Source organism: Marinobacter sp. 1_MG-2023, assembly GCF_030549045.1.
Taxonomy (GTDB): domain Bacteria; phylum Pseudomonadota; class Gammaproteobacteria; order Pseudomonadales; family Oleiphilaceae; genus Marinobacter.
On the sequence record NZ_JAUOST010000001.1, the window covers coordinates 938,887 to 965,564 of the forward strand.

The 26,678-nt window shown below is 53.5% G+C and carries 20 protein-coding genes; 10 read left to right on the top strand and 10 right to left on the bottom strand.

Going from position 1 to position 26,678, the window contains the following annotated elements:
• Positions 1-74: 74 nt before the first annotated feature.
• From phnD to Q4606_RS04355, 4 genes are all read right to left on the bottom strand, one after another.
• Complete coding sequence (gene phnD / locus Q4606_RS04340; RefSeq protein ID WP_303606778.1) at positions 75-1,019, bottom strand: phosphate/phosphite/phosphonate ABC transporter substrate-binding protein; 945 nt, start codon at positions 1,017-1,019, stop codon at positions 75-77.
• 100 nt (positions 1,020-1,119) lie between these two features.
• Positions 1,120-1,905, bottom strand: coding sequence for a DUF1206 domain-containing protein (locus Q4606_RS04345; RefSeq protein ID WP_303606779.1), 786 nt, complete (start codon positions 1,903-1,905; stop codon positions 1,120-1,122).
• Between the two features lie 66 nt (positions 1,906-1,971).
• Positions 1,972-2,583, bottom strand: a complete 612-nt coding sequence (locus Q4606_RS04350) for a YqaA family protein (RefSeq protein ID WP_303596406.1) — start codon at positions 2,581-2,583, stop codon at positions 1,972-1,974.
• Positions 2,584-2,620: 37 nt separating this feature from the next.
• Positions 2,621-5,056 carry a response regulator gene (locus Q4606_RS04355; RefSeq protein WP_303606780.1) on the bottom strand — a complete coding sequence of 812 codons (2,436 nt, stop codon included), beginning with the start codon at positions 5,054-5,056 and terminating at the stop codon, positions 2,621-2,623.
• Between the two features lie 178 nt (positions 5,057-5,234).
• On the opposite strand from Q4606_RS04355, the gene Q4606_RS04360 reads away from it, so the two are divergent.
• From Q4606_RS04360 to Q4606_RS04380, 5 genes are all read left to right on the top strand, one after another.
• Complete coding sequence (locus Q4606_RS04360) at positions 5,235-6,320, top strand: GGDEF domain-containing protein (protein ID WP_303596404.1); 1,086 nt, start codon at positions 5,235-5,237, stop codon at positions 6,318-6,320.
• Between the two features lie 92 nt (positions 6,321-6,412).
• Positions 6,413-7,486: an extracellular solute-binding protein gene (locus Q4606_RS04365; protein ID WP_303596403.1), complete on the top strand. Its 1,074-nt coding sequence runs from the start codon at positions 6,413-6,415 to the stop codon at positions 7,484-7,486.
• Between the two features lie 11 nt (positions 7,487-7,497).
• Positions 7,498-8,646, top strand: coding sequence for an ABC transporter ATP-binding protein (locus Q4606_RS04370; protein WP_303596402.1), 1,149 nt, complete (start codon positions 7,498-7,500; stop codon positions 8,644-8,646).
• Positions 8,646-9,527 carry an ABC transporter permease gene (locus Q4606_RS04375; protein ID WP_303606781.1) on the top strand — a complete coding sequence of 294 codons (882 nt, stop codon included), beginning with the start codon at positions 8,646-8,648 and terminating at the stop codon, positions 9,525-9,527. Before Q4606_RS04370 ends, Q4606_RS04375 begins: the two co-directional genes overlap by 1 nt.
• The gene (locus Q4606_RS04380; protein ID WP_303596400.1) at positions 9,524-10,381 is read left to right on the top strand and encodes an ABC transporter permease; all 858 of its coding nucleotides are present in this window, start codon (positions 9,524-9,526) and stop codon (positions 10,379-10,381) included. Before Q4606_RS04375 ends, Q4606_RS04380 begins: the two co-directional genes overlap by 4 nt.
• A 42-nt stretch (positions 10,382-10,423) precedes the next feature.
• Here Q4606_RS04380 and Q4606_RS04385 read toward each other — a convergent pair whose 3' ends face one another.
• The 3 genes from Q4606_RS04385 to Q4606_RS04395 all read right to left on the bottom strand — a co-directional run bounded on the left by Q4606_RS04385 (position 10,424) and on the right by Q4606_RS04395 (position 14,435).
• On the bottom strand, positions 10,424-12,217 hold the full coding sequence (locus tag Q4606_RS04385) for an alpha/beta hydrolase (RefSeq protein WP_303606782.1): 1,794 nt from the start codon (positions 12,215-12,217) through the stop codon (positions 10,424-10,426).
• A gap of 93 nt (positions 12,218-12,310) precedes the next feature.
• Complete coding sequence (gene fabG, locus Q4606_RS04390) at positions 12,311-13,054, bottom strand: 3-oxoacyl-[acyl-carrier-protein] reductase (RefSeq protein WP_303596398.1); 744 nt, start codon at positions 13,052-13,054, stop codon at positions 12,311-12,313.
• Positions 13,055-13,217: 163 nt separating this feature from the next.
• Positions 13,218-14,435, bottom strand: a complete 1,218-nt coding sequence (locus Q4606_RS04395) for a polyhydroxyalkanoate depolymerase (RefSeq protein ID WP_303596397.1) — start codon at positions 14,433-14,435, stop codon at positions 13,218-13,220.
• A gap of 119 nt (positions 14,436-14,554) precedes the next feature.
• Between Q4606_RS04395 and Q4606_RS04400 the strand changes: the two genes are divergently transcribed.
• Positions 14,555-14,758: a hypothetical protein gene (locus tag Q4606_RS04400; RefSeq protein WP_303596396.1), complete on the top strand. Its 204-nt coding sequence runs from the start codon at positions 14,555-14,557 to the stop codon at positions 14,756-14,758.
• Between the two features lie 5 nt (positions 14,759-14,763).
• The gene (locus Q4606_RS04405; protein ID WP_303596395.1) at positions 14,764-16,650 is read left to right on the top strand and encodes a monovalent cation:proton antiporter-2 (CPA2) family protein; all 1,887 of its coding nucleotides are present in this window, start codon (positions 14,764-14,766) and stop codon (positions 16,648-16,650) included.
• Positions 16,651-16,676: 26 nt separating this feature from the next.
• On the opposite strand, the gene Q4606_RS04410 is transcribed toward Q4606_RS04405, so the two are convergent.
• Positions 16,677-17,297: a flavin reductase family protein gene (locus Q4606_RS04410; RefSeq protein WP_303606783.1), complete on the bottom strand. Its 621-nt coding sequence runs from the start codon at positions 17,295-17,297 to the stop codon at positions 16,677-16,679.
• 43 nt (positions 17,298-17,340) lie between these two features.
• The gene (ovoA, locus tag Q4606_RS04415; protein WP_303606784.1) at positions 17,341-19,503 is read right to left on the bottom strand and encodes a 5-histidylcysteine sulfoxide synthase; all 2,163 of its coding nucleotides are present in this window, start codon (positions 19,501-19,503) and stop codon (positions 17,341-17,343) included.
• 272 nt (positions 19,504-19,775) lie between these two features.
• Here ovoA and Q4606_RS04420 point away from each other — a divergent pair, with 272 nt between their 5' ends.
• Positions 19,776-21,245 (top strand): DASS family sodium-coupled anion symporter, encoded by a 1,470-nt coding sequence (locus Q4606_RS04420; RefSeq protein ID WP_303606785.1) that lies wholly within the window; start codon positions 19,776-19,778, stop codon positions 21,243-21,245.
• On the opposite strand, the gene Q4606_RS04425 is transcribed toward Q4606_RS04420, so the two are convergent.
• Complete coding sequence (locus Q4606_RS04425; protein WP_303606786.1) at positions 21,236-23,419, bottom strand: LemA family protein; 2,184 nt, start codon at positions 23,417-23,419, stop codon at positions 21,236-21,238. The two genes, Q4606_RS04420 and Q4606_RS04425, sit on opposite strands and share 10 nt — an antisense overlap.
• On the opposite strand from Q4606_RS04425, the gene Q4606_RS04430 reads away from it, so the two are divergent.
• Positions 23,418-23,786, top strand: a complete 369-nt coding sequence (locus tag Q4606_RS04430; protein WP_303606787.1) for a hypothetical protein — start codon at positions 23,418-23,420, stop codon at positions 23,784-23,786. The two genes, Q4606_RS04425 and Q4606_RS04430, sit on opposite strands and share 2 nt — an antisense overlap.
• 424 nt (positions 23,787-24,210) lie before the next feature.
• Entirely contained in the window at positions 24,211-26,580 is a 2,370-nt protein-coding gene (locus tag Q4606_RS04435) for a choice-of-anchor F family protein (RefSeq protein ID WP_303606788.1), read from the top strand.
• Positions 26,581-26,678: the final 98 nt, after the last annotated feature.

Consider the following 26,678-nt stretch of genomic DNA (forward strand, 5'->3'; position numbering starts at 1 on the left):
ATAATAAAAATCAGCGGCGCTGACCACATCTCACGACATGGTCAGCTCGCTGACAAAGGATTGCTTATGAGTCTTTACCGACAGTTATAAACAACACCGTTGGCATCATCGATTTTACGAATGACTTCCCAGTGTTCCTGGAAGGTAATCGGGATGAACTGTGCTTCGCCTGATTTGGAGAACTCTTCTTCCAGAGAGGTGCCTTCCCACTCGAATGAGAAGAATGCCTGCTGGATCTTTTCCTGTAGCTCGGGCGTCAGGTTGTGAGCAATGCCATAGCCAGTAGTCGGGAAAGTCTGGGATTTGTATAGCGATACAATCTGATCCTCGCTGACTACGTCCCGCTCCAACATTCTCGACATAACGGAATTGGCTACGGCGGCAGCGTCGTAGTCTTTGTTGGCAACGCCAAGGATGGAATTGTCGTGTTTACCAGAAAACGCCGGGGTGAAGTCCCTGTTTGGTACCAGGTCGTAATCTGCTTTCAGGATGGCAGACGGTGCCTTGAAGCCTGAATTCGAGGTTTCAGAGGTGAAGGCCAGTTCGCGGCCTCTCAGCTCCTCAACGTCGGTAATGCCTGAGTCAGGATGGGTAATGATTTCCATCTCATAGCCGAACGAGCCGTCAGCCGATGCCATGATCGTGAATGGCCGAAAGCCGCCACAGGCTACCGCTATCGGGTTGGAGCCTGTATTGAAACCTGCAATATGGAGGCGGCCGGCACGCATGGCCTCAATTTGAGCTGCGTTGGACTGCACCGGGAAAAACTGAACTTTTTTGCCCGTCTCCCTGGCCAGGTGATCGAGAAAGTCAGACCAGGCTTCGGAATACACGGAAGGATCTTCTACCGGCGTGTAGGCAAATATAAGCGTAGAGGGATCGACTTGTTCGGATTTGGCCGGAATGTCTGCAATCAGGTCGCCATCCTGGTCGGTGTATCTGGAGTCGAGCTTGAATGCGGCTTGCGCGAGCATCGGGGTCATCAGCGCTGCGCACGTTAGTGTCACCAACTTCTTCATGTTCGTATCCTTGGTCATGAAATGATCATCGACCTGATACTAACCATGGATTGTTATGGTTAGGTGACAGTGGCAGAGGTTCTTGTTTTAGAAGTCCGGACTAAGCGTTAATCCTTCTATAGGCGGCTTCCAGAAAACTGTAGAGCCCAAAAGCAAACAGACCTGCAGCCGCGATTCCGAGGAGCCAGGTGCCATAGGGGCTGGTCGCTAGCGTATCGAGCGCTTCGCCCATGCCGGCAATGTCTCCGCTCTGAGCCCAAAGGGCAGACCGGATCATAAACCAGCCGATCAGTAACCAGACGGCTCCGCGAGCTATAAGACCGAATTGGCACAAAGGTCGAACCCAGCTCGTTTGTTTGGCGGGGATCTCCATATATTTTTCAAACCTGGCTTTAAAGCCTTTGATGATATGGGCCGCCCCGGCACCGATGACTGCCAGGCCCGCCAGCATCAGGAATATCTGGCCTGGCGTTGAGGCGATAAAGCTTTTCCCTGCCTCCGATCCCCCGCCTGAGGAGCCGCTGGCAAACAGGAGTGTGGTGGCGTAATACGCTAATACTGCGTGCGTCGCGGCACTGATAAAAAGTCCCCCACGGACAGCGAATCCTTTTATGGATGTACCGTGCTTATCTGTGTCCTTAATTGCTTGTATCAAACGCCATCCGACATAGCCCAAGAGACCTGCCACAAGGATGACTAACATTGTGTTGCCCAGCGGTTGTTGCAGCACCTTCTGGATGGCGCCCCGGCTATCCACTGTGTCGCCACCCGCACCGATCGCCGACAGCAAAGAAAGCCCGCCGACAATGGTGTAAATCAACCCGCGAGCCCCGTACCCCAAACGGGCGAACCATTTCATTTTGTGCTCATATGCAGGGTTGTTCATGGTGTTTCTCCCGCTCGCGCAGAATTCTTCCGCTTTCGTACAAAGAGGTTCAGTTGCACTGGACGATCAACCGCCCAGTAAAGATCCGCCCCAGATCACCAGAACCATTACTGTAATCACTATAGCTGCAGACACTTTGTGACGTTCGAAAATAGCCTGGGCCCGATTGCCTGCAATCAGAACCAGTAACCCCAGGCCATAGTACCTCAGCGCCCGGGATAAGGCTGATGCGAGCATGAACAGGAAGAACGAATAGCTGGTGGCACCTGCAGCCAACATGGCGATCTGAAAGGGAACCGGGATAACGCCCACGCTCAGGATAAACCAGAAGCCGTCTTCCTCCATGCGCCCGCGCACACTTTCGAATTGTTCGGGTGTGGAGACCATTTCCACGAGCTGCTGACCAATCGCATCAAACACGAAGTAGCCGACAAAGTAGCCAACACTGGCTCCCACCAGACAACCGAGCAGAGCGATGGTGCTGAGAATGAATATCTGGCTGCGCCGGGCCTGCATCAAGGGAATGAGCAGCGCCTCCAGCGGAATTGGTATGAGGATGGATTCAAGAAAAGATGCGAGGCCCAGGCCCCAGAAAGCATGACGGGAGTATATGAGCCGTATCGTCAGTTGTTTTATGCGAGCCAGTCCCCCTGGCGCGCGCGCACTTCCATTTGTCATCGTTGCTCCTGGAATAATGAATCTTGCCGGCTAAAGGCTATAGCTCGTAACTCATGGCCCCTTTCGGTTCCTGGATAAAGTACCCCTGGAAGTTACGAATGCCGCGCTCCCAGAACCAGGAAAGCGCTTTGGCGTCTTCGACGCCGGTGACCACTATCTTCCGGTTGAAGTTGAGTGTGGCTTTCAGTTGATCCAACAGCTGTTCCAGAGCTGGGGTTTGTTGAGCAACTGCGCCGAGTGCGGGTGCCAGTTTCACAACATCCACCGAATTCAGTTCTTTGATCAGGTCGACAGAGGCGGCTGAGGTATCTATGTGTTCAATGATCAGCCCGCAGTCCATGTTCTGAACCAGTCGCGCTATCTTTATTGCGCCGGGTACATCTTTCATTACATTCTGGCTGGATAATGCCAGATAGATTCTGCGTTTGCCCTTGAGGCGTGCGTTCCTGATTGCTGAACTCAGCAGAGGGAGAAGGTTCTCTACAACAGCCATGGAGGAAGAAAGCTTTATGCTCACCGAATGGCTGGCGGCATCTTTGCCTTTAAGGTGGGAAAGGGCCTCTACCGCGTGCTGGATTACCCAGCGGTCCAGCTCATGGAATGGCCCCCGGATGCCCTCAGGCAGCTGCTGCAGGAACTGGCTCGGCAAATACACGGCATTGTCATCGTCTACCAGTCGTATCAACGCCTCAAACAAAGTGTCGCCGGTTTCCATATTAACGATCGGTTGGTAGTAGAGGTTAAATCGCTGAGCCGCGATCAACTCCCTGATACGGGCGTTGAATTTGGGTTCAGAAGAGCGTTCCGGCGCCTGTTGCCACTGAATGCGATTGCCACCACTCAGCATGGCTTCGCTGCAAGCATGTTCCACTTCGATCAGAGCCTTGTCTTCATCCAGAGCGTCGTTAAGCATCAGTGCGCCCAGACTGAGAGTTACAGGAGTGTGTTCGTCTGTCAGGGTCCAGGCGGGCGTATTCAAGTTTCGCTGGAAGCGCTGAAGGATTGATACGCCGTCGTCACTGGCGGTGGACTCATGCAATTGGAATAGAAAGCTACCGCCCCCCAGGGCGCAACCGGAATCCCCGGGCCTGAGCTGTTTGGCGAAGTGTTTTTCCATTCGGGCGCCAAGGCTTGCCATGGCACGAGCACCATGCTGGGCTCGCAAATATTCCTGGTGGTCAATGCTGGCCTGAACCAGATAATGCGACTCACCTTCCGGGTTGCCACCGATAGTGGCGAGGAGACCTCCTAGCTCAGTCAGGAAATAGTCCAGGTTCTGCAGTCCCTCGGGTTCTTTGCGCTGGCTGATCAGGTTGATGCGGGCCGCAATAAGCTGGGCGTTCATCAAGTGGCGCTGCAGGGAGGTGAGGAACTGTTCGCTGTTCAGCGGTTTCTGGAAAAACTCGTTGCCGGCAATGCTGTGTTGTTCGACCTGTTCCAGGGCTTCTGACGAGGCTGATACAAAAAGGATAGGGATGGTCATGTAGTTGGCATCCTGCCTGAGCACCTTCGCCAGTTCGATGCCCCGGCAGCCGGGCATGTCATGGTCCAGTACAATGGCATCCGGCTGGAACTGGGCGATGCGCTCCAGAACGCGAACGGGCTGGCTCAGCCCTTCTACCTCGTAGCCTTCTGCGGCCAGCATGGTTTCATAGTGGGCGAGAAGTTCAACGTCGTCGTCTACCCAAAGTACCTTTGGCCGGCTTGTTGCGTTGCTTTCAAGTAACTGGTGGATGCGCTTCTCAAGTACGCCCATATTGAGTGGTTTGGTCAGATAGATATCTGCGCCCGCCCGGAGTGCCCGCATGCGGGCGACCATATCGCTCCTCGCGGACATCATGATCACGGGAGCATTGGTCCCCATCTGGGTTTTCAGGCGCTCCAACCAGGCAATACCTTCCATAGCGCCTTGGGGAAAACTGATATCCAGCAGAATCAGGTCATGAAAGCGTTTGTCTGCCCGTTGGTTGTAGGTGTCAGGGTCCTCAAAAGTTTCTGCGTAATAGCCTCGTAGCTCCAGCCAGTTCTTGAGATGGTCGGCTTGATTTGCATCATCTTCGATGACGGCGATGCGGTGCGGGTTGTTATTCTTCCGGGTGTCGTGCAGTTCCGAGCCGTCCGGCTCATGCCTTAGATCGGTGTTAGTAGCTCGCACGATGGCGCGCTCAAGTGCTTTGAGTGCACTATCTATTTCCTGGCGTTCTGCTGGTGTCGCGTCAGGTTTGGTCAGGACCGTTTGTAGCTGCTCTTCGAGCACTCGCGCCGTATTGGTAATGTCCGGAAATTCGAAGGTGGCCCCGCTGCCGCTCAACTTATGCGCGCATTGGCTCATGAAGGTGAGTGATTTTTGATTCCAGCTGACATGCTGAAGGTGACTCCAGGAGTCGTTGAGCTCTGCCAAACGGTCGGGCAGTCCGGCAACGTACTTGCCTCTGAGTTCCTGGAGCTTCTGCCTGGGACTGGCATCCGCCATTGCTACACCTTTTGCATCTTGAATGGGTTCCAAGGGCAGGTTGTGGATCGCTACTCGGCCGCATTTGCCCTTTAGGTTAAGTGTAGAGCGTATCGCAAGTTTGCCTTTTTAGTTACCCTGATCAGGATTACAAGGTAGTTAACCCCCGAGCTAATAGTTGGCCAAGAGAACCATTTTTATGCCGCAAGCTTCGGTTGATCTCAATTACACGTCCCCTCGCGACCTACTTATGCTCAGGTTGTCTATCTTAATGGGCGGCGTGTTGATCGTTTTGTTTATGATTGGCGACCTTAAACTCGTACCCGAAGAAGTGGCGGGTGTTTATTTTAATAACCGGGTTTTTGTTCAGCTTCCAATTCTGCTGGCTCTGTTTGCTTTGAGTTTTTATCGGCATTTCTTTCGATTTTCCCAGTCAGCTTTTTTACTGACTATTCTTGGCCTCACCTATGCCAACTACTACCTGATTCATACTCTCTGGGAGCGGGTCGCGTTCAGCTTTCCCTATGAGGGAACATTGTTGTACGCGTTCTTCGGCTTCTTTGTATTCGGTATGAAGTTCCGTTTTGCGTTATGGCTGATGTTTTTGAGCTCGTTTGGATTTGTCTGGCTGATGTTTCTGGAGCCTGTTTACGGCGACCGCACCGCCATGAGCGCTGGATTTGTGGTTGGCTCGCTGTTTATTGGTGCTATTGGCAGGTACAGGGTTGATCAGTTGGTTGGTGAAATTAACAAAGTGAATGAGCGGTTAGTTACTCTGAGCACCACGGATGGACTTACAGAGTTGCTGAATCGCAGGGCGTTTATGAGTGAATCGGAGCGTTTGTTCGCCTGGCAACGGCGTTCAGGCCAGTCGTTGGCGGTGTTCATGATCGATCTGGATCACTTCAAGCAATTCAATGACTGTTATGGTCATCAGGAAGGTGATCGTGCTATCCGCTATCAAGCCGATATCCTGAAAAAAGTATTCAAACGCGGAACAGATATTATCGGCCGTTATGGTGGCGAAGAGTTTATTGTCGTGACTGCAAACCAGAACCAGGGGGAGCTTGAACTCGAACAGCAGGCGGCACGGATTCTGGCTGAATGGAAGAATGCGGCAATGCCGAACGAAGAGAGCCCGGGCGAAAAGCTTCTTAGTTGTTCAATCGGAGTATGTCATGGGCAGCCTGAGGATTTCGGGTCTCTGGAAGGCATGATTCAAGCCGCTGATCAGGCGCTGTACCTTGCGAAAGAACGAGGGCGGGGAACCTTCGTAGTGGTTTAGCTGGTAGCTTGTCAAAAATCTGTAACACGCTACATTTAAGGTCATGAATCCCCCGAGATTGCTTCTCGTTGCTCACAAGGACAGGCCCCATCATGAGATCTTTCCGTCAATTCAAGTACGTGACAATGTTTGCTGCCGCTACTGCGGCCTTTTCGGTTTCAGCTCAGGCTGAAACACTTCGGCTACTGACCTGGGGCGGCTACGCACCACAGGATGTAGTTGAGCAGTTTGAGAAAGAGACCGGCATTGAAGTCAAAGTCACCCTCTCCAATAACGAAGATATGATCTCGAAATTGCGCGCTACCCGCGGTGCCGGCTTCGATCTCGCTCAGCCCAGCCAGGATCGGATCGTGAGCGCCCAGGCCGATTTCGATATATATAAGCCGATGGATTTGAGCAAAATCGAGACGGCAAAGATCATTCCCTCCATGCTGGAAGCGACCAAAAAGAATACTGAATTTGACGGCGAGGTATACGGAGTTCCTCACGTTTGGGGCACCAGCGGGCTGATTGTAAACCGCAAGACTGCAGCCACAGTAAAGGACTACACCGACCTTTGTGATGATTCATTGAGCGGCTCTGTATCGTATCGCCTTAAACGTCCCACATTGATTGGTTTCGCTTTTGCTATGGGTGAAGACCCGTTCGCAGCTTATGGCGATATGGAAAAATATCAGGCCATTCTGGATAAGGTCGAAGAAAAACTGATCGATTGTAAAAGTAACGTTAAAGCCTATTGGTCAGGTGGCGATGCCTTGTTGAATCTGATGCGCTCCGGCGAGGTGTCTGCGGCAATGGCGTGGGATGCCGGTGGCTGGAAGCTTAACGCGGAGAGTCCGGATATTACCTTTGTGGCGCCTGAATCTGGCGCTTTGGGCTGGATCGACACCTTTGTTCTTCCCCGTAAAACGAAAGCAGAAGATGCCGCATACCAGTGGATCAACTTTGTTATGCAGCCAGACGTCGCCGCACGCATTACTGAGTCTGCCGGTAACTTTACGGCTTCCAAAGGCAGTGATGATTTCGTTAATGACACTCTGAAGGCTCAGTTCAAAGAGAGCTTTCCGCAAGCAGATCTTGACAACATCAACTGGTACCCGCCCGTTCCAGCCGGTCTGGAAGAGATGGAGGGCAAGGTGCTTGATAGGGTGAAAGCCGCTAACTAAGGTTGTTGTCTATGTCGGATCAAGCATTCGCTTTGGATGCAGGTGCTGGGGTGCAGGAGGATCTTGCCTGCACCCTGCTGAGCAAACATTTTGGTGAATTCGCCGCGGTTGATGAAGTGTCATTCAGCATCCCTCGCGGGGCCTTTTTTTCCATCCTTGGGCCCTCCGGCTGCGGTAAAACAACACTGTTGCGTATGCTGGCCGGGTTCCAGCAGCCCGATTCCGGCGACATACTTATTAAAGGCCAGTCCGTACTGAATACGCCCCCGAACAAGCGCCCGGTAAATATGGTGTTTCAGCACCTGGCGTTGTTTCCCACTATGTCGGTTGCAGAGAATATTGCCTACGGACTGAAGCGCAAAGGTGTTCCAAAGCGTGAACACGCCACCCTTATCGACGCGGTGCTGGCCAAGGTTCAGTTGCCCGATTATGGAAAAAAGCGGATTGATCAACTCTCTGGCGGACAGAAACAGCGCGTAGCGATCGCCCGCTGTCTGGTGTTGAACCCTGCAGTGTTATTACTGGATGAGCCTTTGGGTGCGCTGGACCTGAAACTGCGAGAACAAATGAAAATTGAGCTCAAACGCCTGCAGCGTGAGTTCAATACCACGTTTGTGTACATCACCCACGATCAATCAGAAGCACTGGTGATGTCTGACCAGGTGGCAGTGATGAATAAGGGGCGGTTTGAGCAGGTGGGCACGCCACAGGAACTCTACTATCACCCCAAGACACCCTTTGTGGCGAGTTTTATCGGCGATAGCAATCAATATGTAGGCAAGGTGCAAGGTCAGTCGGGTAAAACCATCACTGTTGTTACCGAGCACGGCGTGCGGTTGCTGAGTCAAAGCAGCGAGGAGACGCCGCCCGGCTCACGCATCACAGTGTTCATCCGGCCGGAAGTGATGCAAATCAGTCTGGGTCAACCGGAGGCTGAGCAGGATAACTGCCTGCAGGTAACTGTTCTGCGCACGCTGTTTGATGGCGCTCGCAGCCAGCTACAAGTGGAAACGGCTGAAGGTGCCGTGCTTACTGTGGCGCTTCCCCAAACCGCGGACTTTCATGCCCTTGAGCCGGGCCGCTCTGTGTATGTGAGTTGGCAAGCCAACCAGTGCCTTTGCTTTCCGGTCGCACCGGTAACCCGGCCAGAGGCTGTGTGATGAGCGCAGAGCCTGGCAGTTTAAAGCGTACGCAGTATCGCCTTGGCTTTTGGCTGTTACTTGCGCCTATTGTGCTCTGGCTCAGTTTGCTGATTATTCTGCCACATATCGATATGGTGCTGGTGTCTCTGCGGGAACGCGTCGCATCCCGGCAGTATGAGTTCAGCTTCAGCAATTACACCGAATTTTTTACTGAGCCGCTATACTGGAATACCTTTGTTCGCACCGCAGTAATGTCCATTGTGGCCACGGCACTTACGTTAATTATTGCCTTTCCTGTCTCGTTTTATATTGCGAAAGTTCTCAGTGGCAAGCCGAAAATGGCGCTGTTTATTCTGTGCCTGATTCCGTTCTGGGTCAGCGAGTTGGTGCGTACTTACGGCTGGATGATTCTGCTCCGAGAGACCGGGTTGGTTAGCGGGGCGCTGCAGTGGTTGGGGCTGGTCGACCAGCCTGTTGAAATGCTCTACAACGATGTCGCCATTATGGTGGGGCTGATATACACCTCCATGCTGTTCATGGTAGTGCCTCTTGTCACAACGCTCGACAGTCTGGATAACAGCCTGATCGAAGCCGGTTACGATCTTGGTGGCAGTAGCTGGCATGTGATGAAGAGCATCGTAATTCCCCATGCCATGCCTGGCATCATGAGTGGCTGCATCGTGGTGTTTATGCTGACGCTGGGAAATTACCTGACCCCGACACTTCTGGGAGGCAAAGACAGCTTGTGGTTTACCGAGCAAATCTACACCCAGTTCATCACTCGTTTTAACTGGGAGCAGGGTGCGGCCTTCGGTATTTTGCTGCTGGTCTTGTCGTCGCTGATTGTCTGGCTGGGACTTAAAATCACCAAGCAGTCTTTTACACGGGTGATGTCATGATCCCCTCTATTTCCAGTAGCCGTTTTTATCGGGCGTCCTACCTGTGTTACGTCGTACTGTTTTTTATTTTTCTGATTACGCCTCTACTGGTGGTGGCGGCGTTCTCGTTCAACGATTCCTTATTTCCTTCGTTGCCGTGGAACGGCTTTACCTGGGACTGGTACCTGGGCAGCAAGGAGCCAAGGCTCGGGTTGTTCCATGATGACGCGTTGCTCGAGAGTATCGGCGTTAGTGTTCAGGTAGCTATAGTGACTACGCTGGCAAGCCTCGCACTGGCGACCTGCAATGCCTTTTTGTTCGAGCGGGAGCAGTTCCCGGGCAAGAACTTTCTTTATGTACTCATGTTGATGCCGCTGGTAGTACCGGGGGTCATACTTGGTGTCTCTATCCTGGTATTCAGCAGTACGGTGGCAAACTGGTTTGAAGTGCAGTTTGACTACGATTTCGAAGCTTTGCGGCCGGGCCTGGTGTTAGTCACCCTTGGTCAGTTTGCTTTCATTACCACCATCGCCACCCTTGTTATTTCTGCACGCCTGCGCAAGTTCGACGTTACCCAGGAGGAGGCTGCTATGAATCTCGGCGCGAGCCGCCTGACGGCTATTGCAACTGTGACACTGCCATTTTTGAAGCCGGCCCTGTTCGGTGCCGGCGTGGTGGCATTTCTGATGTCCTTTGAGAACTTCAACACCACCCTGATGCTGGTGGGCTCAGACGCACCTTTGACCATTGCCATGTTTGACCGGCTGCGCGAAGGCTCTACTCCGGTATTGAATGCGGTTTCGGTATTGCTGATGGTGGGCTCGGCGTGTCTGGCCCTGGTCTCACTGTTTGCGCAGCGCCCGGATAAACAGTGATGAGTTTGCCCGGGGCCGCCTGCCAGGTGACAGCGTTACGTTTTAATTCTGCACATAAGCCCCGGGTGCTGGTTCGATTACCGTGAGGTTTCCTTCCCCGGCCTGGCGGGCTTTCACCTTGCCACCGCCAAACTTTGCCGCCCAAGCGATCCAATCTGGCCACCAGGAGCCTTCAAACTGCTCTGCGCCACTTAGCCAGGCATCCGGCTCCAGGTTGCTGTCATCGTTGAGACGATAGCCGTATTTTTTCCGGTCCGGCGGGTTGATGATGCCAGCGATGTGCCCGGAGCCTCCGAGTACAAATCGCACAGGTCCGCCCAGGTAACGGGACCCCTTGTAACAGGAGACCCAGGGCGCAATATGGTCTTCGATGGCCGAGGCGAAGTAAGTCGGAATCTTGACCTTTCCCAGATCAATCGGTGTGCCCGCCAGTTCAATACCCCCGGGCTCACGCAACCGGTTATGCATGTACATATTGCGTAGATAAAAGCTGTGCATGGCCGCAGGCATGCGAGTGGCATCTGAGTTCCAGTAGAGCAGGTCAAAGGGGGCGGTGTCGCGACCCAGCAGGTAATTGTTGACGAAAAATGACCATATCAGTCCATTGGCCCTCAGCATGTTGAAGGCGGTTGCCATGGAGGCGCCCTCAAGATAGCCCTGTTTGTCCATGGCCTTCTCGAGCTTGCTAACGGCGTCCTCATCAATGAACACCTCCAGATCGCCAACATCCGAGAAATCCAACATGCTGTTGAGAAAGGTTGCGCTTTTGATTCTGTTGTCCTTGCGGGCTGCGAGCCAGGCCAGTGTGCAGCCAAGCAGGGTGCCGCCAATGCAGTAGCCGACGGTATTGAGCTCGCGTTCTCCGGTGGCTTGCTCAATCGCGTCCATGGCAGCGATGGGCCCGTCCAGCATGTAATCTTCAAAGCTCTTGTGTGCCAGTTCCGGCCCTGGATTAACCCATGAGATTACGAACACCGTGTGCCCATGTTCCACCCAGTAGCGGATGAACGATTTTTTCTCACCCAGATCGAGAATGTAGTACTTGTTGATCCAGGGGGGGATGACCAGCAATGGCCGACGGTGAACGGTGTCAGTCGTTGGCTTGTATTGAATCAGCTGCATCAGCTCATTCTGGAAAACAACATCTCCCGGCGTGTTGGCCAGGTTCTCCCCAACTGTGAAGGCATCCGGGTCAGACATTCTAAAGGGCATAGGGCCCGAGCCTTCATCCAGATCACGCAGCAAGTTGGCTATCCCGCGCAGCAGATTCGTGCCGCGCGTCTGCACGGTTGTACGCAGCACTTCCGGGTTGCTCAGAACGAAATTGCTCGGTGCGAGAGCGTCTGTCATCTGGCTTGTGAAAAAACGCACTTTGCGCCTGGTGTGCTTGTCCATTCCGCGCACATCATTGATGGTGTCCATGATCCAGCGATTAGTGAGCAAGTACGCCTGTTTGATGGCGTTGAATGCCATCGTGTCGTTCCAGCCTGGATCGCGGAAGCGCCCATCGCCCCTTTCCGGCTCGATCACGTCCAATGGCTTATTGCGTATGCCACTGGAGACCAGGCCCGAACAGAATTTGGTGGTGTCTCTGAGTAGGCGCACCTGCGCGAGGACCAGTGTGTCAGGCTGGGTCAGGAGCTTTCCTGTGAGTGAAACAAAGGGTTTGGCCATGCTTTTGATGCTGACCGGATTAGGGCTTCTGCGTTGTAAACGGCTCATAATAGAGCGTTTCAGGAGGTTGCTGCCATGTATGCTGACGCGCATCAGGGAGCGGGGCACAACGTTGGGTTCAAGTTCGGGGTTGGGTGTGGTTTTAACAGGTTTCTCAGACATTGGCACAGTCTCCAACCCGCGACCACCAGGGCCGCGGATCTGTTAAAAACGGCGGTGGACGCAAGGGCTCTTTGCATCTGCCGCGACGGGGTTTTACATGTACACACCGCCGTTAACGTTGATCTGCTGGCCGGTAATGTAGTCTCCTTCCGCGGCCAGGAATACGACCGCTCTGGCGATCTCCTCCGGTTGGCCAAAGCGCCCCATAGGTACTCTCGATATGATTTGTTCGCGGATGTTCTCAGGGACCTGGGCAAGCATTTCGGTCTCGGTAAAGCCCGGGGCAATGGCGTTGACGGTAATGTTATGCTTTGCCACTTCAAGCGCCATGGTTTTGGTGAAGGCGATAATGCCGCCTTTGCTGGCAGCGTAGTTAGCCTGGCCGAAGTTACCGGCCTGGCCGACGAACGAGGTGATGTTGATGATGCGCCCGTACTTTTGCTCCAGCATAATATTCAGCACTTCGGAGCAGGTCGCGTAAACGCTCCCCAAGTTGGTATCGAGAACGTCATTCCAGTCGTCATCGGTAAGTTTTTTCATGGATTTATCCTTGGTGATGCCCGCGTTGTTCACCAGGATGTCGATACGCCCCCACTTTTCGTGAACCTTTTTGATCATGCCGCGCGCCTCCGGCATCTTCGAAAGGTCCGCCTTGATGGCCAGTGCCCGGACGCCTTCCGCCTCAATTTCCTTGAGGGTTTCGTCTGCATCGGATTGCCGTGAGCGATAGTTGATTGCGACGTCTGCGCCGCGTTGCGCGAGCTGAAGTGCGATATGCCGGCCGATGCCACGAGAGCCGCCGGTGACAATGGCCACCTTGCCTGTGAGATCTTTCATGAGACTCTCCTTGGTATTGTTTTGATTTCGGTACTGCGTAGCTAATAATTATTGTTGATCGTTGAGTATTTTGCGTTTAAACCAAAAGCTATATGCAAAGACTACTCATTAATTAAGCTAGCAGAGGCCCCACGACGCCACAAGGAATCGGCGAAACAAACGATCAGGCGGCGCGGATAAATTCCCGTAATCTGGGTGAAATCGCCTTGCGCCACTGGCTGCCATTGAACACGCCGTAATGGCCCACACCTTGCTGCAAGTGATGCAGCCGGCGGGAGTCCGGGATGTTGATACATAGATCCTGGGCGGCACGGGTCTGCCCAGGGCTGGAAATGTCGTCTTTTTCGCCTTCAATCGTCATCAGGGCGGTGTCGCGAATGGCGGCTGGGTTTACCAGGCGGCCGCGGTACTTGAAGCAGCCGCGTGCCAGCTGAAATTCCTGAAAGACACGCTGTATCGTATCGAGGTAGTAAGTGGCCGGCAGGTCCATCACGGCCAGGTACTCGTCATAAAATTCACGGTGGCGGCTGACTTTCTCGGCTTCGTCGTCCCGAATGGATCTGAATAGCCCCCGATAGGCATCAACATGGCGGTCGAGGTTCATGTTCACAAACCCGGTCAGTTGCAGGAATCCCGGGTAAACTTTGCGCATGGCACCAGGGTAGGGCGCGGGCACCGGGTGGACGAGGTTACGTTTGAACCACGCCAGTTTGTGTTTGGTCGCCAGTTTGCATGGTTCTGTCGGGTCGATGCGTGCGTCAATAGGCCCGCTCATTAACGTTAGTGAGCGAGGCGCCGAGGGGTGGCCATCCTCTGCCATGACGGCGGTTGCTGCCAGTGCGGCCACTACTGGCTGGCAAACGGCCAGCACGTGCGTATCGGGCCCCAGGTGGTCGATGAAATCAATGATGTAATCAATGTACTCGTCGAGACCAAAATCGCCCTTTGAAAGTGGAACCATACAGGCATTGCGCCAATCGGTAATGTATACGTCATGATCCGGTAGCATAGCTTCCACTGTGCCGCGAAGAAGCGAAGCAAAATGGCCTGATAGCGGTGCAATAATCAGTAGTTTCGGGTCATCCGGGCGCGCCACATCGCGCTGGAAATGCTTAAGCTGCGCGAAGGGTTTGCGTTTGACAATGGCCTCGCGAATGTTGACTTGCTCGCCATCACAGATGGTTGTGGGTAAATTAAAGGCTGGCTTCGGGTAGCGGCGGGTTAGATCTCCGAATACGCTGTAAGCTGAAGCTACGCTGCGTGCACCCGGGATACGGGAGAGTGGGCTGAGTCGATGTTGGAGCAGCTTGCTCTGAACACTGGCTATCATGCGTACCGGCTTCAGTGCTGCGCGGCCTATCTCGTGGGCAAAATACATCATGGCGTTGTCCTGATTGAGTTCTGGCCGGCAGAGATGCCCCGGCGAGCCTATTGGGAACCGTGATTCACACACTAGCATGTTTTTAAACAATCGAGATCCTGGCCTGGAGCTTAAGTACCATGGAAACCGCTCATCTGTTTTTGGGGTTGATTTTCGGCTCCATTGGCATCGGTTACTTTGTCTACGGTCGAAAACAGTCGAGTCTGATCGCACGATATTGCGGTATTGCCCTGATTCTTTATCCATTTTTGGTAACTGACACAATTGCTGTGGTAGCTGTCGGTGTTGTTCTGATGCTCACCCCCAGATTTATTGATCTCTGACCCCTATGACCACTTATTTTATTCAAGCTTTCATTTATCTACTTGCTGCCGTAGTTGCAGTGCCTTTAGCAAAGCGTTATGGCCTGGGCTCTGTGTTGGGCTATTTGGTTGCCGGCGTGGCGATCGGGCCTGTTATGGGGCTGGTGGGGCAGGAAACCAGCACTATTCAGCATTTTGCAGAATTCGGTGTCGTTATGATGCTGTTTCTGATCGGCATGGAAATCGACCCGAAGAGGCTTTGGGCCAGGAAGGTTCACCTTCTGGGGCTTGGTGGCTTACAGGTAACCTTGACCTCTACGGCCGGGATGGCTGTGGCCTGGGGGCTTGGGCTTCAGTGGCAGACGGCACTGACGGTAGGCCTGATTTTTGCGCTTTCCTCTACCGCTATTGTGTTGCAGACCCTGGAAGAGAAAGGCCTGTCGAAAACAGAAGGGGGGCGCAACGCGTTCTCCGTCTTGTTGTTTCAGGATATCGCGGTTATTCCCATGTTGGCTCTGATTCCGCTGCTGGCGTTACCTGGCCTGAAATCGAACTCCGGCTCTGTTGCCAGTCCTGAAACAGGATTGAGCCTGGTCGACGGTCTTCCCGGCTGGGGCCACGCACTGGTAGTTGTGGGTGCGGTCGCTGCCGTTATCGTTGGTGGTTATTATTTGAGCCGCCCTTTGTTCCGCTATGTTGTGCAATCCAGGTTACGTGAGATTTTCACTGCCACAGCGTTAATGCTGGTTATCGGCATTGCGGCACTGATGAGTATCGTGAACCTCTCGCCGGCTCTTGGAGCCTTTCTGGCCGGTGTGGTATTGGGTAACAGTGAGTTCCGCCATGAACTGAAAGCGAGTATCGAACCCTTCAAAGGCCTGTTGCTGGGGTTATTCTTTATCACCGTGGGTGCGGGCATTGATTTCGGGGTACTGGTAGCCGAGTGGGACGCCGTTGCTGGTTTGGTGGTAACGGTGATAGTGATAAAAGCTCTTATCCTGCTCATCCTTGCGCTGATATTCAGGAGCCGTGGCAGCAACGGCTGGTTGTTTACTCTGGGGCTGGCACAGGCAGGCGAATTTGGATTCGTGTTGCTTACCTATGGCGTACAAAACGCCGTTATTCCGCCAGATGTCGCCAAGATTCTTTCGTTGGTTGTTGCGTTGTCGATGTTCCTCACACCCATGTTGTTCATTGCTTACGACAAGCTTGTTTTGCCGCTCTACCGGCGTTCGAAAAATGACGAACGGGAGTCGGACACGATAGATGAGCAAGCGCCAGTGATTGTCGTGGGTGTGGGGCGCTTTGGCCAGGTAATCTGTCGGCTGCTCCGGGCCAACGACATTCCTGTCGTGGCTCTCGACCATGAATTCGAGCAGATTGAGAATCTTCGCAAGATTAACATCAAGAGCTTCTTTGGTGATGCGAGCCGGCCCGAATTGCTGGAAACTGCGGGCATTGGGCAGGCGCGTTTGCTGGTGGTTGCCATTAACGACAGCGAACGTGCTGTTCAGATAGTAGAGCACTCGAAGAAGTTCTTCCCGGGCGTATGGATTTTGGCTCGGGCTTTTGACCGCGGGCATGGCTATCAGTTGAGGGAAGCGGGTGCAGACGATGTGGTCAGTGAAACCTACCACTCTGCGCTGGAGCTTGGCGGCTACACCCTGACCGCGTTAGGCGTGCATCCTATGCGGGCGCGGCAGATGACCTGGGCGTTTGTTGATAACGAGCAGGCCCATAAAGACCAGTTGTTTGAGGCCTGGAAGGAAATCGAGGGAGGTATTAAGTTTAGTCCTCGATATGGTGAGTTGTTCATGAAGCTGGAAGAAGCATTGAGCAGCGCCATGCATCGGGACTGGGACGAACCAAAGCCCGAGGATGTTCCGGTATGGACACCGCCGGAACATCATTGATCAGGGTGTAGCAATTGGCCCGAGATTTATTTGGGCCGGTGCATCTGGAATTTCTGCGCTGCGTCCAAGGTAAAGTAGTCGGCAGGGCCGCCACCCCGCATGACTGGCTCTGCTGCCGCTGTATCGTAGATCCCATCTTTAAGAAGCTGTTGTGCGATGTGCACACCAACGACTTCACCGAAAACCACCCAGGTGTCTACCTTTTTTCCATCGGCACCTGAAAGCTGTAGTACTTGTGAAACTGTGCATTCCAGGGTTACCGGGCTTTCCGCGACATGCGGAGGAGAAATAATCCGGGACGGTCTGGGTGTAAGCCCTGCAAGGGCAAATTCGTCAACTTCTGGTCCGACAGGTGCACAGGTCTGATTCATGGCGTCGCTGAGCGAGCGCGTGACCAGGTTCCAGCAGAATTCTCCCGTCTCTTGTGCATTGCGAACGGAATCTTTGTAGCCGATGCTCGAGAATCCAATGATCGGGGGGATATAGTTAAAAGCATTGAAGAAGCTGTAAGGAGCTAGGTTAAGCGTTCCCTCACTGCTTCTGGATGAAATCCAGCCAATCGGGCGTGGTGCCACCAGGGCGTTGAACGGGTCATGGGCCAGCCCATGGCCTTGGGCTGGTTCATAGAAGTGAATACCTTCTGCCATAAAACGTTCCTTGGTGTTGATTGGCTGGATGGAGCCACGCGGGTCAGCGTGGCAACCGCTCCCAAATAGTAACTTCAGACAAGGTGTGCTGATGCTTATGTTGTGTTTCACGGATGATGAAGGGCACTTTTCTGGGCTCTCCTACTAACCGGAAGTTGTCAGAGAGGAGGTCTCGCAAGCCGTCCAGCGTTGTGTAGTTTTCTCCGTCTTTTTTGAAGCCTCCAATCCATTCGTCTTTGGGTGTGTGTTCCTCCAGCCATGTATAGGGTGATGCAATGATGAGCAGGCCGCCTTCGTTAACTCGCTCATGAATGCTGTCGAGGAAGCGTCTTGGCCGGTAAAGCCTGTCAATCAGGTTGGCAGCCAGTACCAGGTCGTAACCGGTGAATTGAGGTTTCAGATTACAGGCGTCTCCTTGATGGAACGACACCCTTTGGGCGGCTGCTTCCAGCCCAAGTTCCTTGAGCGTGCGGGTATGGTAGCTAACCAAATCGCCTTCTTCGGCAAGTGAGTATCGCACCGAGCCCTGGTCTGCCATTTCGACCCCAAGGCGGATAAAGTTGGCTGAAAAATCAACGCCCTCCACCACACTGAATTGTCGGGCCAGTTCAAAGCTGGCGCGGCCGCAGGCGCACCCGAGATCCAGGGCCTTTTGCGTTGGCTTTCCTTTCATGGCTTCCAATGCCAAATCCGCAAGGGCCTTCGGGAAGTTGCCAACCCCGAATGAGGTGTCACCAAAGTGAAATTCCGCGTACTCCGTGAGTAGCTTATCGCTTTCATAATAGGCATTGGGCTGCGCTGCCTCCGCCTCAGATGTGATATATCTGAACCCGGCATGCTGGAAGAAGTGGCGTCTGAACGCATAGCGGGCAGCAAGACGCGCTTCATTTCCGCACGAAATCCAGGAACCGCCTTTGATGAGATTATGCTGACCGTCGAAGGTTGGAGTGGTGAAATCGTCGTATAGAGGATGTACCTTGAAGTTATTGAAAGGGTAGATCGGTGTTTCGGTCCATTGCCATACGTTGCCGACGACATCAAACCATCCGCCATGCCGGTAACGGGTTACCGGGCAGGGCGAGGCACCGTGATCCAGGTGCAGGTTTCCGTTCGCGGCGTCGTCGCCAACTTCCTCTACACCGGCGGCCGAAACCAGCCGGTACCATTCATCTTCTGTGGGCATGCGAACAGGTAGCCCGGTTTGCTCCCGTTTCCATTCACAGAAAGCTTTTGCCTCGTGGTAATTCACCTCCACAGGCCAGTCCCAGGGCATTTCAACTTCTTCGGTCATCAGTCGCAGGTGCCAGGTGTTGCGCCACTGCCAGAAGGTGGGGTGCTTGGCGCCCGTAAAACGGCGCCAGGATTGCCCCTCGTCGCTCCAGTATCTGCCCTGCTCATAACCGCCTGCCTCGACAAACTCCAGGAATTCCTGATTGCTCACCAGATATTGACTGGCTTTGAATTCTTCGACGTCTGCTTCGTGCTCGCCGTATTCGTTGTCCCAGCCATAGTAGGCGTCGTCGTAAGACTTCCCGATACGGACTCTACCGGCCGGTACTGTGATCAGTTCATTTACCGGTGCTTCACCCGTTGCCATACAGGGTCGCCAAGCTGGCTGTGGCCGAACCCTTGCGACGTCGTGCTGGCGGATCAGTACGGACGAAGTTTCAAGGTGAATGCGTTCGTGCTCAATGGCCATGACGATTGGCCACCAGGGATTGTCCCAGTTAATCGGCATGTGCAAGGGCAGGGTGTCGATCAGGTCAAGTACCGTGGCTCGTACCCTGGCCCGGTAGTCCATTACCTCAGACACACTTGGCCAGCTGTAATGATCGTCGTTCAGATCGTCCCAGCTCATTTCATCCACACCTACCGCAAAAATCGACTCCATACGAGGATCAATGCGCTCTGGAAGAAGTTTCGCCAGCGTGAGCTTATTGATAAAAAATGTTGCGGTGTGGCCGAGATAGAAGATGAGCGGATGCCGCAATGGAATGGATTTTTGATAGAACCCCGTATCATCCGCCAAACAGTCGAAAAGGCTTGTATAGGTGTCAAAAGTGTTGAGGAAGTAGAGAGCTATTTCTTTACGCTTTTCGCTCGGAGCGCCGTCGTCCAGCCTGGGTGTTCTAAGCAATGTTATCGGGCTTGGCCGTGTACTGGGTGATTTAGCTGTGAACACAGTTGTCTGGGATGGCGATGTCATGGTCAAACACGTTCCTTTGGGGTGTTGGATCAGGCATTTATACGTTTAGTTACCGTGTAACGGTTCATGATAGGGCACAAATTGCCTTCTTTTAAGCCGGATTGATGATATGTGGCAAGTGAGCCCGAAAGTCTCTCGCAGATTGTTTACAGCCATAGCCGTCAGCGACTAGCCTGTAAGCAGATTTCTCTTAGTGGAGTTCCCTTGTTCAGAGAGTTGGCCTGTTTGATCTCAATGGAGCTTTTTCAAAAAACACTAAAGGATTGTTTGTAATGCCATCTTCTACATCCGATTTTCGTTTACTGCCTGCCCTTGTTGCAATCGCCATCGGGATTGCTATCTGGTTCATACCTACACCGGAAGGTGTTTCTGCTCAGGGCTGGCTGATGCTGTCCATCTTCGTGGCGACCATTGCGGCCATCATCGGCAAGGCAATGCCGATTGGCGCTATATCGATTGTGGCGATTACCGTAGTGGCGGTTAGCGGCGTTACCAGCGACAATCCGGGCACGTCGATTCGCAATGCGCTGGGGAGCTTTAGTAATTCGCTGATCTGGCTGATAGCCATAGCGATCATGATCTCCCGGGGGCTCATAAAAACCGGGTTGGGTGAGCGTATTGGCTACTACTTTATTGCGATCTTTGGCAAAAAAACCATTGGAATTGGTTACGGCCTGGCGCTTTCAGAACTGGTGATCGCACCGGTCACGCCCAGCAACACTGCCCGTGGCGGCGCTATTATTCACCCAATCATGTTGTCTATCGCCAAGAGCTATGGGTGCACGCCAGACGAAGGCAATACCAATAAAATCGGCAAGTATCTGGCGTTGGTAAACTACCATGCCAATCCTATTACCTCGGCGATGTTCATTACCGCCACCGCACCCAATCCATTGACCGTCAAATTGATTGCCGATGCTACGGGCGCCGCGATCAGCCTGAGCTGGATGACCTGGGCTTTCGCCATGTTGTTGCCTGGCCTTGTTGCCATTGCGCTGATGCCTCTGGCGATCTACTTGATGTATCCCCCGGAAATAAAAGCCACACCGGATGCGGTCAATTTCGCCCGTGAACGCCTCGAAAAGCTGGGAAAGCTGACCCGTGATGAAGGCATCATGCTGGGTGTGTTCCTGGTTCTGTTGTTGCTTTGGGCGGATATACCTGCCTGGATTTTTGGGGCCTCATTCAAACTGAACGCAACCACCACGGCCTTTGTAGGTTTGTCGATTCTGCTGGTCACCGGCGTATTGAACTGGAAGGACGTGCTGGGTGAGAAGAGCGCCTGGGATACGCTGGTCTGGTTCGGGGCACTGGTGATGATGGCCACTCAGCTTAACGAGCTGGGCGTTATTACATGGTTCTCCGGGGCTATCCAGGATGGCATTGTCAGCACAGGCTTGGCGTGGCCAGCTTCAACGGCGATTCTGGTTTTGGTGTTTCTGTATTCCCACTATTTCTTTGCCAGTACCACTGCCCACATCACTGCGATGATGGGAGCTTTTCTGGTCGTTGGTCTTGGCCTGGGCGCTCCACCTATGGCTTTTGTGCTGATGATGGCGGCCACCTCCTCCATCATGATGACGTTAACTCACTATGCCACCGGCACATCGCCGGTCATATTTGGCTCGGGCTATGTCGCCCTGGGTGAGTGGTGGAAGGCCGGTTTCGTGATGAGCCTGGTAAATCTGTCCATATGGGTAGTGGTTGGTGGTCTCTGGTGGAAGCTGTTGGGCTACTGGTGAGTTGGCCGAAACCGGAACAGCTTGGCCAGAATCAGATCCGGGAAGGACTGTATGCGGGTGTTGTAGATCATCACGCTTTCCGTATGGCTGTTCCGTAGAAGCGCAAGGTAGTTTTCGGTCTCGCTCATAATGCTCATAAACTTCATGATCACGGTATTGTTTTTAAGGTCCGGGTAGTTCTCTATCCGGGCCAACAGAGTTGTGACCACCTGCTGTTCCGTTGCCATCAACTGGTCTATCCGGGCAGAGGTATTGGTCGCCGCAGGGTTAGCTGATCGCAGTTGGCCGATGGTTCTCAGCAGCTCTTTCTCATGGGCCAGCGACGCTTTTACCGCTTTCTCGAGGTTGGGCCACAGGTCATGGCGCTGTTGTAAGATTGTGTCGATATTGGCTCTGGCCCTGTCGACGCGGTTTTTAAGGAACACTATGTCGTTGTAGTGCAAAACGCCAAGGTAGGCGCAGAGCACTAATGGAACGGTGAGTGCAGACAGCAACAGATTATCCGGGCTAAAGCTGCCGTCTGCAGCCAACAAGGCAGTGGCCGCAAATAGAAACAGTCCGAGGCTCACAGCCGTGCCGGCAAATCCTCCCGCACCCCGAGAAAGGACTATGTCGTCTTCTTCCTGAGTGGTGATCAGAAATGGCGAGTCACTATCTTTTTGCAGGGCCAGGCGGTCTGACTGCTCACGGTCGAGTCCCGCAAACCCAAGGCAATAAACATTGACCAGTGTGTCCAGTAACCTGACGGTGTAGCGTTTATTGCCACGGATTTCCGAGTGGCGTTTCGGGTAGGTGATGTTGGCGCCCTCGGGATAGACCAGTGCCCGGCCTTCGTTGTCTTCCAGCCAGAAGGGCACGCGCTCTTTCTTATGTTCTAAGGTGCGCCATTTTTTATCCTTACCGGACCCCCTACGTTCTTCAACTTTATAATCGTAGGCAACGCATTTTTCGTTCCGAAGTGGGTCGCGAACCGGTGGGTATGCATCATCTACATCGACCATAGCCTTCAGCTCGGAAAGCCCGAAGCTCAAGCCCTTGGTGCTGGTTGTAGGCACGGCCTCAATCAAACGCTTCAGTTTAACCGCACGTATGGCGAACAGAATCAGAACAACAGCGAGTACCGAGCTTGCGGCGGAGAGCCCCCAGCTCGTCCAGGTATGCTGGAATTTGCCGTTTGGCTGACTTTCGATAATTTGTGCCGCCCTCGCAGCGGTACTGGCATCCAGTTCAGGTATCGGCAAGCGTTTTTCTACTAGGCTCCGGAATTTCCATCGGTCGAGCCACCCGCTTGTGCTCTGGTGAATGAGCTGTCGCAAAGCAGCGAGATCTGCGAGTACCAGTGGGTTGCTGGCTTCGGTGCTAATTTGTTGATAGCGGGATTCGTAAAGTGTGGCAATTCCCTGCCATTCCTGGTTCAGCTTGGTCACGCCCAGGGCCGCAAGCGTTCCCGAAACAGCGATGCTCATCACCCACACATAAACCCAAAAACGGTGTATTTTGGCGGCCGTCAGCAGCAAAGCCACGCCCAGCGCCAGCAAACCGGTGGCAATTGAAATCCGGATGGCCGCGCTGAACATTCGATCCCCGCCATCGATATCGAGGGTGAAGCCTGAAATCAGCGCTGGCAGACTAAAGTCTTCCAGACCGGAGAATGTTAGTTTGCGGGTCTCGTTGTTGTAGTGCCCGATTATTCGCACAGTCTCACCGGGCTTCAGCGCCCATTCCGAATAGATTTTATCCCCGGTTCTTGACCTGTAGGTTCGCTCAAGGCTCCATTCGATGGCGGACAGGTCCTTTCCGGGGGCAATGGTAACGGTGCCACTGGAATCCCGAAGCTGGAAGTTTGTGCCGCGCTGGCCGGAGTCGAGTGTACGGGTGCGCAAATCGCCGTCGGAATCCCGATACTCTTCCTCAAGTTTGTAGCGGTAATAAACGGCCTCCGAGTTGGAGTAGGGAGCTGTGAGTGCATCCCGTTCGATATGGACTTGTCCGGCAAGGATATACGGCCCTTTTGCCAGGGCTCCGATGGGTGTCTGTGGCATGCGCTCCATTTGGCGCGCCTGAGCGAGTTGCCCGAGCCCGGTTTGCATGAGGTGCCAGGAGGCGACCAGACAGCCCAGTGCGAGCAGGGCTATAATAATTCGTTTAACACTTCGACCCATAAAGGCTTTCATGAAATTCCCGATTGTTACTGTTTCTCTGGTTTCAGCCGCGTTAATGTTTGTTCTCTGGGACCAAGCTCGGGAGCAGCCAGAAGTTGTCGATGCAAAAAGGTTTACCAGTCTGGCGGAAAATCCCGTTCAACTCAGTACGGCGGTGGGCTGGATTGTGACTCAGGTACCTTCCCTCTGTGAGGATGCTACCGGGCAGCCACCAGGCTCCAGGGCTTATACCCGCTGTGTAGCGCAAGCGGAAACCCGCACGTCGACCTGCCGGCGTGCGATGTACGACCAGTTTCCGAGCATTGTGGCCTCAGAGGCTGTTTTTCGGGACCTGTCGATAACCTTGATAAATTGCCTGGTGCCGGATGCGCTAGGTTAACACGTCAGCTGATTCACAATCCGAGTTTGCTTGTCGCCAGACAACGATGTATTCGGTGGTTTCGCTGCCATCAGAAGTACTCTATTTCCCCAAACCTGCGCCTTCATATCAGTGTGCGTCAATTAGCCGCACCCCCAAGTGCCATGTATTAAAACGCTTTATTCCTAATCGTTACAAGCTAGTAACGAATCATTTTGGCAGAGGGTAGTGCTCGGCTAAGGTTTGTATTGGATATAACGAAATAACCTTTTGGATACTGGGGGCTCTTCGTGTAGCATTAATTATGAACAAACGTTCATGTTATGTTGTGATAGGCCGTCTGTGTTGGTTTTTCCGTCTACGAATAAGAAGTAATCGGAGCTTTAATATGATTTTGAAGTCTTGTTATCACAGAGTATCGGGCCCCGCCGGGGCGCCAAAGAGTTTGGCTCGCAGAAAGCCGCAGGCCTTTTTTACCGGTTTTCTGGTTGCGGGCGCGCTTTCTGGCGTTGCTGTCGCTCAGGAACCCAATCCAGAGCCTAATACATACATAGATGTTTCTGTGCCCCAGCTAACCCGCTGGAATACCGAGGCCAACACCTTGACGGTTCAACCGGGTGTTGACGGCTACTCGGGGGCATCTGCGCGGACTCAGTTCTATCCCAGTGCAACGACACGAGATACCGCTGAAGCGGCTATCGGTGGCAGTGGTGATGTTGAAGGTGCACTTTGGGCAGAAAGCCCTGCAGCAGTTTACTGGGAACTTGATAACGGCAGCGGTCGTGCGCCTGGCATTCAGGCCGTAACTGACGATCTGGATTTCCCGACCAACAACTGCATCATGGCTTCAGGTGAGATAGTTGACGACGAGCTGGGTGTGGCTGTTCCTAAAACCTGCAGTGATTCGGAGAGCAGCTCCAAGCGCTACTTCCTGGAAATCCGGACAGCTGATCAGCCAGTCGATATGGTATTCGATGTCGGTCTGAAGGACATTCGCTATAAGGGTGTGAAAAGCGATGACGGAGGCGAAGAATTAGCCGCTTTCCGTGAGGAATACGGCATCGGCCGTATCTATCGTGTGATTCAAAAGGTGATCAACAACTCTGACGAGCGTTGGATGGGTGTTGAAGTAGAACTGGGTCACGGTGTCGGAGACGATTTCACGCCATTCAATTTCGCCCAAGACGGTGTTGCGTTTGAACTCCGTCCACTTGTGCCCCGCGAGTTCTTTGAAGGAGAAACCGGCGCGCCGGATATCGAAGTATGGGATACAGAGCGCTTCTCTACCTTCTCGCCGAAGGCTTTTGATACCGGTGAACGTGCGCGCTTTGATCCCGGCTTCTTCTCCGATCAGGCTGCCGGTCTTTTCCCGCCACAGGATGTTGGCAATGCAGCGGGTGATAGCTCGGACAAAACGACACGGATAGCCAGTGGTGTTGACTTCAACGCAGAGACAGGTGCACTCGGGGCAGTTACCCAGAACTTTTTCAGCATGGCTGACTTGCAGGCAGCAGGAACCGGTTTTGATGACGGTAGCGCTGAGGGTATCTTCGGATATTGGCTGTCCGATTCATTGGCGCCATTCACCATCGCACGCTATGACGAAGGCATCCCCGATGGCGAGTCGGATGCACTTGAAGCCTGGTGGGATGGAAGCATCTGGCGCTATGGGCAGGCCGGAGACGCTGCCGGTTTGAATTCGTTCGGTGAGGTGGATCCCAGCCAGCTAGCTGCATGGGCTGAAAAGCTGTTGGGCACTCCTACAACTGACACCGATAAAGTGCGCTATGCCTCTATCCTGGCCGACGATCTGGCTGTCCAGAATATGGACGTCTATATCTACATCAGTGACGGCATACTGGATGGAGACGGCAACCCCAAGTACGACAATATCACCATGCGGGTAACGGCTGTTTCTACGGCTGGTGAAGGGCTTACAGCTACCAGCCTTGGCAACGCTACTCCGGCTTGGGTTGATCCGGTCACTGGTGAAAATACGGCTCCGGATCTTGCGACATACCGGGCTCCAAGGCCAGCTCCGGAAGCTCTGAACGATTCAGCGCAGGCTGTCGGGGTTTTCCCGGTTGAGATCGATCTGATGGAGAACGATGTTCTAAACGGAGCTCTTCTGAGCCAGCGTATTGCAGATGGTGATGTCACTGCGGACTATACCGTTGTTGGAAATCCGGCAAATGGTACGGTCAGCGTCAACGCTGCTGATGGGCAAGCAACCTACACAGCGAGTTCTGGCTTCGCAGGTCAGGATACGTTCACCTATCAGGTGGAAGTGACTGATACCAACCCTGGCGATTCCGATGATTACGACACGGATTCTGTTTCGAACACCGCGACGGTCACTATCCAAGTCGTCTCCTATCCGGAAGATGATGCGCCAATCGCCCAAAACGATTCGGCTGTGACCTTCATCAACACTCCGGTAACGATTGACGTGCTGGACAATGATTCGCGTGCGGTTGGAGGAACATTGATTCTGGATAATGATCCGTTGAACGGCAACGCAGTTATTGCGGACGGCAAAGTGTTGTATACGCCTGCGTCAGGCTTTACCGGGCTGGATCGTTTCTCCTATACGGTCACCGTGAACGGTAAAGAGTCCAACTCTGCTGTAATCACCGTGAGGGTTGACGAGCCAACGGATTCTGGCACTAGCACCGATGAGAAAGAAGGTGGCGGCACACTCTTCGGTTGTAGCTACAACCCGGGTGCTCCGTTCGATCCGACATTGCCACTTGTGGCACTGGCGGCACTCGGTGGACTGGTTATCCGCAACCGTCGTAAGCAAACTCTGCACTAAGCACTTTAGTGTCTGGACTGAAGCCCCGGCATTTGCCGGGGCTTTTTTATTGAAGCTTCCAAAACAGGCATGCAGAATCACTCAAACCACGATTAATG